This window comes from Variovorax sp. LG9.2 (assembly GCF_035018885.1).
GTDB lineage: Bacteria > Pseudomonadota > Gammaproteobacteria > Burkholderiales > Burkholderiaceae_C > Variovorax.
In genome coordinates, this window is record NZ_JASJXB010000001.1 from 419,922 (window position 1) to 432,760 (window position 12,839).

Annotated in this window: 11 protein-coding genes; 6 read left to right on the forward strand and 5 right to left on the reverse strand. The window is 65.6% G+C overall.

The window, feature by feature from the left end; translation table 11 throughout:
- Positions 1 to 2 precede the first annotated feature (2 nt).
- The 3 genes from QN413_RS01890 to argE are packed head-to-tail and all read right to left on the reverse strand — an operon-like array spanning position 3 to position 4,635.
- Complete coding sequence (locus QN413_RS01890; RefSeq protein WP_323494974.1) at positions 3 to 2,087, reverse strand: molybdopterin oxidoreductase family protein; 2,085 nt, start codon at positions 2,085 to 2,087, stop codon at positions 3 to 5.
- Positions 2,088 to 2,138: 51 nt separating this feature from the next.
- On the reverse strand, positions 2,139 to 3,362 hold the full coding sequence (locus QN413_RS01895) for a DUF445 domain-containing protein (protein WP_323494975.1): 1,224 nt from the start codon (positions 3,360 to 3,362) through the stop codon (positions 2,139 to 2,141).
- Between the two features lie 58 nt (positions 3,363 to 3,420).
- On the reverse strand, positions 3,421 to 4,635 hold the full coding sequence (gene argE, locus QN413_RS01900; RefSeq protein WP_187054222.1) for an acetylornithine deacetylase: 1,215 nt from the start codon (positions 4,633 to 4,635) through the stop codon (positions 3,421 to 3,423).
- 100 nt (positions 4,636 to 4,735) lie between these two features.
- On the opposite strand from argE, the gene QN413_RS01905 reads away from it, so the two are divergent.
- From QN413_RS01905 to QN413_RS01915, 3 genes are all read left to right on the forward strand, one after another.
- Complete coding sequence (locus QN413_RS01905) at positions 4,736 to 5,929, forward strand: glycerophosphodiester phosphodiesterase (RefSeq protein WP_323495018.1); 1,194 nt, start codon at positions 4,736 to 4,738, stop codon at positions 5,927 to 5,929.
- Positions 5,930 to 6,018: 89 nt separating this feature from the next.
- Positions 6,019 to 7,218 (forward strand): M20 aminoacylase family protein, encoded by a 1,200-nt coding sequence (locus QN413_RS01910; protein WP_323494976.1) that lies wholly within the window; start codon positions 6,019 to 6,021, stop codon positions 7,216 to 7,218.
- Positions 7,215 to 8,324: a M14 family metallopeptidase gene (locus QN413_RS01915; protein WP_323494977.1), complete on the forward strand. Its 1,110-nt coding sequence runs from the start codon at positions 7,215 to 7,217 to the stop codon at positions 8,322 to 8,324. Before QN413_RS01910 ends, QN413_RS01915 begins: the two co-directional genes overlap by 4 nt.
- A 27-nt stretch (positions 8,325 to 8,351) precedes the next feature.
- Here the strand turns inward: QN413_RS01915 and QN413_RS01920 are convergent, their stop codons facing one another.
- A complete protein-coding gene (locus QN413_RS01920) occupies positions 8,352 to 9,137 on the reverse strand; it encodes a type III pantothenate kinase (RefSeq protein ID WP_323494978.1) in 786 nt (261 codons plus the stop codon).
- A 25-nt stretch (positions 9,138 to 9,162) separates the two neighbouring features.
- Positions 9,163 to 9,600 carry a rhodanese-like domain-containing protein gene (locus QN413_RS01925; protein ID WP_323494979.1) on the reverse strand — a complete coding sequence of 146 codons (438 nt, stop codon included), beginning with the start codon at positions 9,598 to 9,600 and terminating at the stop codon, positions 9,163 to 9,165.
- A gap of 91 nt (positions 9,601 to 9,691) precedes the next feature.
- Between QN413_RS01925 and QN413_RS01930 the strand changes: the two genes are divergently transcribed.
- The 3 genes from QN413_RS01930 to gorA are packed head-to-tail and all read left to right on the forward strand — an operon-like array spanning position 9,692 to position 12,814.
- Positions 9,692 to 10,126: a CopG family transcriptional regulator gene (locus tag QN413_RS01930; protein ID WP_323494980.1), complete on the forward strand. Its 435-nt coding sequence runs from the start codon at positions 9,692 to 9,694 to the stop codon at positions 10,124 to 10,126.
- Between the two features lie 52 nt (positions 10,127 to 10,178).
- Positions 10,179 to 11,399 (forward strand): PHB depolymerase family esterase, encoded by a 1,221-nt coding sequence (locus QN413_RS01935; protein WP_323494981.1) that lies wholly within the window; start codon positions 10,179 to 10,181, stop codon positions 11,397 to 11,399.
- Between the two features lie 56 nt (positions 11,400 to 11,455).
- Positions 11,456 to 12,814: a glutathione-disulfide reductase gene (gene gorA, locus QN413_RS01940; RefSeq protein WP_323494982.1), complete on the forward strand. Its 1,359-nt coding sequence runs from the start codon at positions 11,456 to 11,458 to the stop codon at positions 12,812 to 12,814.
- Positions 12,815 to 12,839: the final 25 nt, after the last annotated feature.

Consider the following 12,839-nt stretch of genomic DNA (forward strand, 5'->3'; position numbering starts at 1 on the left):
CCCTAACCCTCTTCAGGGGGGAGAGGAGATAACGCGGCGCGTTCTACCTGCACCAGGCAGTCGTAGAACGTGGGCCCGCGGCCGATGTCGGTGAGGCGCTGGCTGGTGAGCTGGTTGACGTTGGTGCCGTCCATGCCCAACTTGCGCCACCAGATGCCCATGCCATGCACGACGCCCGGACGGGTGCGGCGCGAGACTTCGGCGCGGCAGCGGTGCTCGCCGCGGCTGTTGAAGACGCGGACCGTGGTGCCGTCTTCGATGCCGCGCGCAGCTGCATCGTCGGCGTGGATCTCCAATAGCGGCTCGACTTCGATCGCGCGCAGGCTTCTCACATTGACGAAGGTCGAGTTGAGGAAGTTGCGCGCCGGCGGCGAAATCATGGCGAGCGGGTATTCGGTAGAGCTGCCGGCTGGTTCGTAGTTGGGCACATGGTCGGGCAAGCCGTCCTGGCCTTGGGCCTGCAGGCGCGCGCTGAAGAACTCGCAGCGGCCGGACGGCGTCGGAAAGTTGCCTTCGGCAAAAGGCGCTTCGGGCAACTTCACGCTGGTGAAGCCTTGCGCGAGCAACTGCGCGTAGTCGATCGCGCCTTCGGCGAACGCGCTGCGGCAGATCGCCTCGTCGTCGTCCGAAAAGCACGGTTCGTCGAACTCCATGCGCCGCGCCAGCTCGCGAAACACCCAGGCGTTGCTGCGCGCCTCGCCACGCGGCGCCACTGCCGGGCGATTCAGCAGCACATCGGTATGGCCGTAGCTGGTGTGAATGTCCCAGTGCTCCAGCTGGGTGGTGGCGGGCAACAGGTAATCGGCATAGTCGGCGGTGTCGGTCTGAAACTGCTCGAGCACCACCGTGAAGAGATCTTCGCGCGCGAACCCCGCGACCACCTTGCCCGAGTCCGGCGCGACCGCGACCGGGTTGCTGTTGTAGACCACGATCGCTTCGACCGGGTGGGCCGCATCGAGCAACGCATCGCCGATGGCGCTCATGTTGATGGTGCGCGGACGTGGGCTCGGCATCAAATCTGGCCGGTGCAGCGCGACGCGATCGACCGGGTACTGGCCGGAGCTGCTCAGCAGCAAGCCACCGGCGCGATGACGCCAAGCCCCGACAAGGGCCGGCAGGCAGGCCACGGCACGCGCCGCATTGCCGCCGCCGCGCACCCGCTGCATGCCGTAGTTCAAACGGATGGCGGCCGGCTTGGTCGTGCCATACGCCTGCGCCAAGGCAACGATCTGCGCCTCCGGCACGCCGCACACCGCGGCCGCACGCGAGGGTGGCCATTGCAGCGCGCGCTCGCGCAGCGCGCCCCAGCCCAGCGTGTGCTGCGCGATGTAGTCGTGGTCGAGCCAGTCGTTGACGATGAGCTCATGCATGAGCGCCAATGCCAGCGCTGCATCTGTGCCGGGCAGCAACGCGATGTGCTCGTCGCACTTGTCGGCGGTTTCGGTCTTGCGCGGGTCGATGCACACCAGCCGCGCGCCGGCGCGCTTGGCGGCCTGCGCATGGCGCCAGAAATGCAGGTTGCTGCCGATCGAATTGCTGCCCCAGATCAGGATCAGCTTGGCCTCTGCGAAGAACTCGACCCGCATGCCGACCTTGCCGCCCAGCGTGTAGACCATGGCCTCACCGCCGGCGGTAGAGCAGATGGTGCGGTCGAGCAACGACGCGCCGAGCTTGTGGAAGAAGCGCCGGTCCATCGACTCGCCCTGCACCAGCCCCATGGTCCCGGCGTAGCTGTACGGCAGGATCGCTTCAGGGTTCACGCTGGCGATGGATTTCAGCCGCGCTGCGATGTCGTCGAGCGCCACCTCCCACGTCACCGGCTCGAACTGGCCCGTGCCTTTGGGCCCGACGCGCTTGAGCGGTTGCACCAGCCGTTCGGCGTGGTCGTTACGCTCTATGTAGCGCGAGACCTTGGTGCAGAGCACGCCGCCCGTGTGAAAGTGATCGGCATTGCCTTGCAGCTTGATCGCCTTGCCGTCTTGCACGGTGGTGACCAGCGCGCAGGTGTCGGGACAGTCGTGCGGGCAGGCGCCCAGCACGGTGGAAGTTCTGGAATTTCCAGGAAACACAGGGGATGCGAGGGCCATCGCCCGAGTCTAAAACGCAAGCGCCGAAAAGATTGCGCACGCCGCAAAAGCTCAAGGCGACAGCATGCGGGTCAATGAATAGATCGCCAGCCCGACCAGCCCACCCACCAGCGTGCCGTTGACCCGGATGAACTGCAGGTCGCGTCCGATGTTGCGCTCCAGCTCGGCCGTCATCTCGTCGGCATTCCACTCCTGGACGCGCTCGACGATGTAGCGCCGGATGTCTTCGCGGTAGCGGTCGATGGCGGCGGGAGCGGCGGCCTCGATCTGCTCGTTGATCCAGCGGCGTATCGGCTCGTCGCGCTGCAGCCGTGCGCCGAGCGATCCCGCCATCGTGACGACACGCTGTCGGATGCTCGAATCGTCGCGCGCCAGGTCGGCATGCAGCCAGGCCAGCAACTCGTCCCACAGGCCGTGCGTGTATTCGGCCAACGCCGGGTGCGCCTGCAGCTCGGCACGGATCTGCTCGCCGCGCGCCTGAAATTCCGGGTCGTGCTTGAGCTTGACCACGAAGTCGTCGACGAACGCATCGAAGCGCTGCCGCAACGGGTGCGCCGGCTCGGCGGCCAGTTCGCCGATGGTGCGCGCCACGGCCGCGACGATCTTTCGCGTGGCGGCGCGGGCGGCCACCTGATCGAGCCCGACGTAGCGCAGCGTCTTGATCTCCCGTGCGATGGCTTCGGTGATGCGGCCCTGTAGCTCATCGCCTTCGATCAGCCCCGCGACTTGGTTCAGCACGTCGTCGAGCAGCGCCTGATGGCGGCCACCTGCGGTGAGTGCGTCCAGCGCCTGGCCGAGCAAGCGCGACAGGTCGATCTGCGCCAGCCCGGCGGTCACCGTACGACCGAGAAAGTCGCGCACCCGTGCGTCGTCCAGCGCGCCGAGGGCGTAGCGCGCCACCGTGACCGCGTGGTCGCCCAGCGCGCGGGCGTGCGCGGGGGAAGCCAGCCAGTCGGCAAGCCGCGCGGCGGCGTCGAACTCTTTCAACTTCGACAGCACCTGCGAGGTGCTCAGGAAGTTGTTGCAGATAAAGCCGGCGAGGTTGGCGCCGATGCGGTCTTTGTTGGCCGGGATGATGGCCGTGTGCGGAATCGGCAGGCCGAGCGGATGCCGAAACAGCGCGACCACCGCGAACCAGTCTGCAATGGCGCCGACCATCGCGGCCTCCGCAAAGGCGGCCACGTAGCCGAGCCACGGATGGCGCGGCTCGAAGGCTTTGGCCAGCGCGTACAGCAGCGCTGCGGCGCAGAGCAGGCCGAGCGCGATGCGTTTCAAGACGACGACTGCGGCAAATGCAGAGGCAAAAACGCCGGCAGTTTCAACGCCAGCAAGTTCAACGGATGTCGCGCGTGATCGACAGCCCCTGCAGGAACTGCTCGCAGCGCGCGAGTTGCGCCAAGGTGACGAACTCGTCCGGCTGGTGCGCCTGCATGATGCTGCCGGGGCCGCACACCACCGTCGGAATGCCGGCGCTCTTGAAGATGCCCGCTTCGGTGCCAAAAGCCACCAGCGTGGTGCGCTGCTCTTTCGACAGACGCTGGGCCAGCTTGGTGATCGGCTCGTTGGCGGTGCTCAAAAAGCTCGGCACCTCGCAGATCGTCTCGAAGGTGAAGCCGGCGTCGGGCGCAACGCGTTTCATGGCTTCTTCGGCGCGCGCGGCGTAGGCGACGACTTCTCTCTGCATGGCCGCCGCATCGGCAGTGGGCAGGTTCCTGAATTCGTAGCGGAACTCGGCGTCGCGCGGCACCACGTTATCGGCGATGCCACCATGAAACTGGCCGACGCTGGCGGTGCTGAACGGCACATCGAAGCCTTCGTAGCGGCGCTCGCTGTTCTCGAAGCCATCGGCCATGTCGCGCACCTTGTTGACCACGCGCGCCGCCATCTCGATGGCATTGACCGACTGCGGCGTGAGCGACGAATGGGCCTCCTTGCCTCGCACGCAACACTTGTAGCGGTACACGCCCTTGTGGGCGATGGCCGGCACCATGTTGGTGGGCTCGCCGATGATGCAGGCCACCGGCTTCACCAGCTGCTCCTTCATGTCGGCGATGAGTTCCCTGACGCCGAAGCAGCCGACTTCTTCGTCGTAGCTGAAAGCGAAATGCACCGCGTAGGGCGAGTCGCTCTCGATGAAGTGCTCGGCATTGGCCAGCGCGATCGCAATGAAGCTCTTCATGTCGGCAGAACCGCGGCCGTAGAGGCGGGGCTCGGCGCGCTCGACTTCGCCGTCGGCGCGCAGGCCTTCTTGCGGCCAGTCCTGCACCATGGCGGAGAGCGGATCGACCGTCCAGTCCTGGCCGTCCCACGGCACGGTGTCGGTGTGGCCTGAAACGATGATGCCGTTGGGCTTGCCTGCGCCCAGCGTGGCGAAGAGGTTGGCCTTTTTCTTGTCGGCGCTGTAGGTGAGGCGGCTGCGCACGCCCAGGCCGGCAAGGTGGTCGCGGGCAAAGTCGATCAACTCGAGATTGCTGTTCGCGCTGACCGTGTTCATGCGCACGAGGGTCTGGGCAAATTCGAGGCTGCGGGCAGAAAGTGTTTGCGACATGAATTTGATTGTCCGGGAAGTCGGATGCGCCGCGCATTCGACTGAAGCGTCATAGTGCCGGTGTAGGCTGCAGTTTTACTCTCACGGAGTCAGTTTGATGATGAAACCATTTGCAACGGCACTCACTGCCGCCGCAACGCTCGCACTCGTTGCATGCGCCATGCCCGCTGCCGATTCGGCCAAGGGCCTGATCACCCTCGACGGCAAGCAGCCGCTGGTTGTCGCGCACCGTGGTGCTTCAGGTTATCTCCCGGAAGAGACGATGGAAGCCTATTCGCGCGCCGTCGAGCTGGGTGCCGACGTCATCGAAATGGACCTTCTCATCACCAAGGACGGCGTGCTGGTCGCGCGGCACGACCCCAACCTGGCAATCAGCACCAATGTCGCGAGCCATCCCGAATTTGCCGCGCGCAAGAAGACGATGAAAGTCGACGGCGAAACGCAGACCGGCTGGTTCATTCAAGACTTCACCCTGGCAGAAGTCAAGACGCTGGGTGGTATCTCGACCGACGCAGAGCGGCCGCAGCAGTTCAACGGCAAGTTCAAGGTCGTGACCTTCCAGGAGATCCTCGACTTCCAAAAGCTGAAGACGCGCGAAACCGGCCGCGCCATCGCGATCTACCCGGAAACGAAGAACCCGACCTGGTTCCGCGACATGGGTTTGCCGCTGGAAGACAAGCTCATCGCGATGATCAACGCCGCGGGCCTGAACAGCAAAACTGCGCCCATCTACGTGCAGTCGTTCGAGCCCGGCAGCCTGAAATACATGAAGAGCAAGGGCTTGAACACCAAGCTGATCCAGCTCATCGACGGCGACGGCATCGACATGAAGACCGGCGCCATGACCTATGCGATTCCGGTCGACCGGCCTTACGAATGGGCCAAGGCCGGCGACGCGCGCACCTTCAGCGCGATGGTGACGCCGGCCGGCCTGGCTGAAATCAAGACCTACGCCGACGGCATCGGCCCGTGGAAGCGCTACATCATCAGCATCAAGGGCACGATGGGCGCCGACGGCAAGCCGGTCGACGTCAACAAAGACGGCAAGATCAACGATGCCGATGCCACCTCGCTCGCCCCGACGACGCTCGTTGCCGACGCGCACAAGGCCGGCCTCTTCGTGCACCCCTTCACCTTCCGCAACGAAAACCGTCGTTTGCCGATCGATTACGCGGGCGACCCGAAGAACGAGTACCTGGCGTACTACCGTTTGGGCGTGGATGGCGTGTTCACCGACTTCACCGACACCGCGATCGCTGCCCGCACAACGTACATGAGAGAAATCGGGCGCTGAGCAGCATTTCGGGGGGCAAGGAAGCCGCGCCGTGCCACCCGGCACGGTACTGGCTAGACTGGTGTTTTGACCGCCACGCCAGTCCCCCCATGAAACTCATCGACTCCCTCGTTACCCAGGCCGCCGGCATCGCCTCGATCCGGCGCGACATTCACGCGCACCCTGAACTCTGCTTCAAGGAAGTGCGCACCGCCGATGTGGTGGCAGCCAAGCTGACCGAATGGGGCATCCCGATCCATCGCGGGCTGGCGACCACCGGCGTGATCGGCATCGTCAAGAACGGCACCAGCGACCGCGCGATCGGCCTGCGCGCCGACATGGACGCCCTGCCGGTCACCGAGCTCAACACATTCGCCCACGCCAGCAAGAACCAGGGAAAGATGCATGCCTGCGGCCACGACGGCCACACGGCGATGCTCCTTGCTGCGGCCCAGCACTTGGCCAAGAACCGGAACTTCGACGGTACCGTCTACCTGATATTCCAGCCGGCAGAAGAAGGCGGAGGCGGCGCCCGCGAGATGGTCAAGGAAGGCCTGTTCGAAAAGTTTCCGATGGATGCGGTCTACGGCATGCACAACTGGCCGGGCATGAAGGTCGGCCAGTTCGCGGTGAGCCCCGGCCCTGCGATGGCGTCGAGCAACGAATTCAAGATCACGATCCACGGCAAGGGCGGCCATGCGGCGCTGCCGCACACCGGCGTCGACCCGCTGCCGGTGGCTTGCGAGATGGTGCTCGCGTTTCAGACCATCCTCACGCGCAACAAGAAGCCGACAGACACCGGCCTGATTTCGGTCACGATGATTCATGGCGGCGAAGCCAGCAACGTGATCCCAGACACCTGCCAGCTTCAAGGCACAGTGCGCACCTTTACCCATGAAGTGCTCGATTTGATCGAGTCGCGCATGAAGAAGATCGCGGAGCACATCGGCGCCGCGCACGACTGCGAAGTCGACTTCTACTTTCACCGCAACTATCCGCCGACCATCAATTCGACGGATGAAGCCAACTTCGCGCGCGGCGTGATGGCGAGCATCGTCGGCGAAGACAACGTGCTGGTGCAGGAAGCTGCGATGACAGCCGAAGACTTCTCCTTCATGCTGCTGGCCAAGCCCGGCGCCTATGCCTTCATCGGCAACGGCGACGGCGCGCACCGCGACATGCACCACGGCGGCGGTCCGTGCACGCTGCACAACGCCAGCTACGACTTCAACGACGATTTGATACCGCTCGGCGCGGCCTGCTGGGTCGAGCTGGCGGAGCAATTTCTCAAAGCGCGGAGCATCGCGTGATCGGGGTTGTCGAAGCCTTTTCCCCAACCTATTCGATCGCGCGTGCCAAGTTTCTGAAGGCGTGCGCCGCGGCGGGCCTTAAGGTCGACTCGCATGTGCATCCGCTCAAAGGCGGTGGAGGCGAAGAGATCGCGATGGACGTCGCGCTCGACGGAGCAGCCGATGCAAAGCAGCTGCTCATGGTCACCAGCGCATGCCACGGCGTCGAAGGCCATTGCGGCAGCGGCGTGCAGGTGTTCTCGCTGTACGACGACGAGTGGCGCGACAAGGCGCGCGCCGCCGGCGTCGCCGTGCTTTATGTTCATGCGCTGAACCCGCACGGCTTTTCGCACGGACGGCGCGTCACCAACGAGAACGTCGACCTGAACCGCAACTTCTCCGACTACACGAAGCCGTTGCCGGTGAATGCGGCCTACGCCGAACTGCACGCGCTGCTGCTGCCAGCCGCCTGGCCACCGACACCGGACAACCAGGAAGCCATCAACGCGTGGATCGCGACGCACGGCGTGGCGGCCTACCAGGCTGCCGTTACCGGAGGGCAGTACCAGTTCGAAGACGGCTTGTTCTTCGGCGGCAAGGCGCCGACCTGGAGCAACCAGACCTTCCGCACGGTGCTGCGCACGCATGCGCAATCGGCGCGTGGACTGGCATGGATCGACCTGCACACCGGCCTCGGACCCAACGGCCTCGGCGAACGCATCTTCGCGGCCCGCGACGACAAGGCCGCGTACGCGCGCGCCAACGCCTGGTGGGGCACGCCGGCGATGCCGGTGACCTCGATCTACGACGGCTCGTCGACCTCGGCCTTTTTGACCGGACTGATGTGCGGCGCGATATACGACGAATGCCCCGCGGCCGACTACACCGGCATCGCCCTCGAATACGGCACGCAGCCCATCATGGAGGTGACCGGCGCGCTGCGGGCCGACCACTGGCTGTACCAGCATCCCGAGGCGCCGGCTGAGCTGGCGTCATCGATCCGCGCGCGCATGCTCGAAGCGTTCTATACCGACACGGATGCGTGGAAGGGCCAGATCATCAGTCAGGCGCGGCAGGCGATGTTCCAGGCGGTGGACGGCCTCACGGCCGCCGATTCCGCTCGCTGATTCAACTAAGGCCGCGGCAGGCCGCGCTCAGGCCGCGCGTGCTTCGGCGACGACCAGCAGCCCGTCCATGATCAGGCTCTCGACCAGCTCGAAGTTCACGTTCATGGAAGGCGCCATCTTCCAGCCCGCACCGCCGGTGATGTAGCAGGCCGGCTCGGCCCCGCAGTGCGTTCGCACGTGCTGCACCATGCGCTCGACCGCACCTGCGATGGCGTAGGTGCCACCACTGGTCAGCGCATCGCTGGTGTTGGTCGGAAACTCCCGCACCTCGCCGGTCGGCACATGCAGCCCGGCGGTGCCCGACTCCAGCGCGCGCAGCATGATTCCGTGGCCCGGCAAGATGAGGCCGCCGAGGAACTTGCCTTCAGCGTCGATCGCCTCGACCGTGACCGCGGTGCCGATCATCACGACCACCATGGGGCGCGAGCCTTTGTCGAGTTCGCGCTGTTGCGCCAGCATGCGATGGCGCGCGCCGATCATCGCCACCCAGCGGTCGGCGCCGAGCCGCGTCGGATGGTCGTAGCCATTGACGACGCCCGCCTCCGCCGCGCTCGACACCACCCAGCGCGGCGAGCAATCGAAGCGCTCGTGGACCTGTTCTTCGGCGCGACGCCGCACCGCATCGCCCGCCACCACGCAGCCGAGCATCGAGACGGGCGCGATCGGCAGATCGGACCACGGACCGTCGGCCAGCTTCTCGATGTGATCGAGAAACTCGGCCCCCGAAGCCAGCGCGACGGCACCGGGACGTGCCATGTCGTAGAGGGCCCACTTGAGCCGGGTATTGCCGATATCGATCGCGAGAAACGCCATGCGCGGGATTATCAGCCTCGGCGCCTCAGTTCTGCTTCCACGGCAAGCCATGAAAGCGCCAGCCCCCAGTGCGTCCGCGATGGCCTTCGGCATCGGGGTTGCCTTCGAAGCCTTCCAGGATGTTGTAGGCCTCGATGCCCAGTTGCATCGCGCGTTTGGCAGCCGGAATGGAGCGCACGCCGCTGCGGCACAGCAGCACGGCCTTCTTGCCTTGCGGCACCGCCGCACGCATAGCGCTGTCGAAGCCTTCATTCATCGCCATGCCCGGCCACTGCTTCCATGCCAGTGGCACGGCGCCGGGCACGTAGCCGACCCATTCGCGCTCGGCATCGCTGCGCACGTCGATCAGCACGGCCGCATCGGTGGCGACCCATTGCGCTGCCGTTTGCGGCGTGATGTCACCGGCGTAGCCTTCGGCGGGATCAATGGCCGAAGGCGCGGATTTGTCAGATGGTTGGGTCATCCGGAAATTCTGCCAGTGCGCGCCTAGTTAAAGTTATTCGCCTAAAAATCAGCCCCGGACCATCCGTGTGGATGGTGTTAGGATGCTTTTCATGAACCAGACCGCCACCGCCGTCGCGTTGCAGCCCGCCAAAGCCAAGCCGCTCGACTCCGAGAAGATCACCATCAACCTCGGCTATGTCGACCTCGGCCACATCGATCTGCTGGTCAGCGAAGGCTTCTATTCGAACCGCACCGACTTCATCCGCACTGCCATCCGCAACCAGCTCACCGCGCATAGTGAAGCGCTCAAGCAGGTGGTTGCCCGCAAGATGCTGGTGCTCGGGCTGCAGCAGTTCGACGCGGCCGCGCTCGAGGCAGTGCGCGCGGCCGGCCAGACTTTGCAGATCCGCGTACTGGGGCTCGCGGCCATCGGCCTCGACGTGACGCCGGAGCTCGCACTGGCCACCATCGATTCCATCACCGTGCTGGGAGCGCTGCATGCAAGCGCAGCGGTCAAGACCGCGCTCGCCGGCCGCATCCGCTAGACCCTGAACATCCGAACAGCCGAACAGCCGAAGACCCGACCCGAAAGACGTCATGAACAACCTCTTCCAAAAATTGATGACCGAAGCGACGAAGCTGACCCACAGCGGGCAGTTGCAGGCCGCGACGGATGCGATCCAGCGGGCGTTGCGTGGGGCCACGGAGGCGGCGCAAACCGCTGCTTCAAAAGCAACTTCGGCCTTCGAGTCCTCGACTCGCGCCAAACCCGAGCCCAATGCCACTGCGCGCACGACGACGCCCGACAACACCAGCGTCGTGCTCGATGGCTGTACGCGAATGGTGGACACGCCGGCTGGTGCCCCCGCCGAAGCCGACATGGCGTATGTCGCCCCGGACGTCGACACCGAAGCCCTCCCCGAGCAATGGACCGACGGCAGCTTTACCCACCAAGGCCGCACCCTCGACTACAAGCTGTACGTGCCACCGAGCGCCGCCGGTGTCGCCATCACGCCGCGACCGCTGGTGCTGATGCTGCACGGCTGCACGCAAGACCCGGCCGACTTCGCCGCGGGCACGCAGATGAACACGCTGGCCCGCGAGCTCGGCGTGGTCGTCCTGTACCCGGCGCAGACGCAGCATGCCAATGCGCAGCGTTGCTGGAACTGGTTCAAGCCGCAGCACCAGCAGCGCGACCGCGGCGAGCCCGCGTTGCTGGTCGCGCTGACCGAATCGGTCATGGCCGAGAACCACGTCGATCCGGCGCGGGTCTACGTCGCGGGGCTGTCGGCCGGCGGTGCCATGGCGGACATCCTCGGGCGCTGCTATCCCGATGTCTTCGCGGGCGTCGGCGTGCACTCCGGCCTGCCCAGCGGCGCGGCGACCGATGTGATGGCGGCGCTGTCGGTCATGCGCAGCGGCGCGGGCGCGACGCCCCACGCCGCCGCTTCCTCTACCTCTTCCACCAACACGGCCTCCATGCCGCCGCTCATCGTGTTCCACGGCGATGCCGACAGCACTGTCAACCCGCGCAACGGCGATGCCGTGGTCGACGCCGCAGTCGGCGCCAATCCGTCGACGCCGCGCATCGCCGAAGGCAGTTCGACGGCAGGCCAACGCTTTACGCGCACCGTCTACGCGGCCGCGCCGGGACGCAATACGGTCGAACACTGGCGCCTGCACGGCGGCGGCCACGCTTGGTCGGGCGGGAGCTCGCAAGGCAGCTTCACCCAGCCGAACGGGGCGGACGCCAGCGCAGAAATGCTGCGCTTTTTTCTTGCGCATCCACTGCGGTGCGAGCCGGTAGCCGTTCAATAGGCCTCGCCACCAGCGTATATCGACAGCCGGCTACAGTCGTCGTCAAGGAGGCTTCCATGCCCACATACGACTTCGATTTATTTGTCATCGGCGGCGGCAGCGGCGGCGTGCGCGCATCGCGCATGGCAGCGCAACGCGGTGCCCGTGTTGCGCTGGCCGAGGCGGCCGAACTCGGCGGCACCTGCGTCAACGTCGGCTGCATTCCCAAGAAGCTCTACAGCTACGCGGCCGGCTATGCGGAAGCCTTCGCGGAAGCGCCCGGCTTCGGCTGGACGCTGTCGGAGCCGCCTCGCTTCGATTGGGCGCACTTGAAGACGCAGCGCGCAAAGGAGATCACGCGGCTCAACGGCGTCTACGCCTCGTTGCTGAAGACTGCCAACGTCACGCTGTTGAACGGCTGGGCGCAACTGGTCGACGCCCACACCGTGGATGTCGACGGCACGCGCTACACCGCCAAGAATTTGCTGATCGCCACCGGCGGCACGCCCTGGGTGCCCGAACTGCCCGGCCGCGAGCACATCGTCACGTCCGACGCCATGTTCGATCTCGATCCTTTTCCCAAGCGCCTGCTGGTGGTCGGCGGCGGCTACATCGCATGCGAGTTCGCGTCGATCTTCAACGGTCTCGGAGCCAAGGTCACCCAGGTACATCGCCGGGCGCACCTGTTGAGCGGCTTCGATGACGACGTGCGCCAATTTCTCGCAAGTGAAATGGGCAAGGCAGGGGTCGACATCCGCCTCAGCAGCGAAATCGACTCCATTTCGCGTGGCCCGGGCGGGCTGAACGTGATGCTCGCGCGTGGGGCCACCATCGAGGTCGACACGGTGCTCTTCGCAACCGGTCGTGTGCCCAACACGCGGGCGCTCGGGCTGGAGGCGGCGGGTGTGACCGTCGACGAGCATGGCGCCATCGCGGTCGACGCGCACTACAAGACATCGGTGCCATCAATCTACGCCGTGGGCGATGTGTCGAGCAGCGTGCAGCTCACGCCGGTCGCACTGGCCGAGGCCATGGTCGTCGTCGATGCGCTGTTCGGCGATCGAGTGAGAAAGCTCGACTACGAGTTCATCCCGACGGCGGTGTTCACCCATCCGAACATCGGCACCTGCGGCTATTCGGAAACCGATGCGCGCGCGAAGTTCGGCAAGGTCACCGTGTTCTGCACCGAATTCCGCGCTCTGCGCCATACCTTGTCGGCGAGCACCGAACGCACCTTCATGAAGCTGGTGGTCGACAAGGCCAGCGACCGCGTGGTCGGGCTGCACCTGGTCGGTCCCGATGCCGGCGAGGTGGTGCAGGGCTTCGCCGTGGCCATGCGCGCCGGCGCGACCAAGGCGCTGTTCGACAGCACCATCGGCATCCATCCGACCGTTGCCGAAGAATTCGTGACGATGCGGGAGCCTGTGGCCGGCTGATTCGCAATGCTTTCGGGCGCTGCAC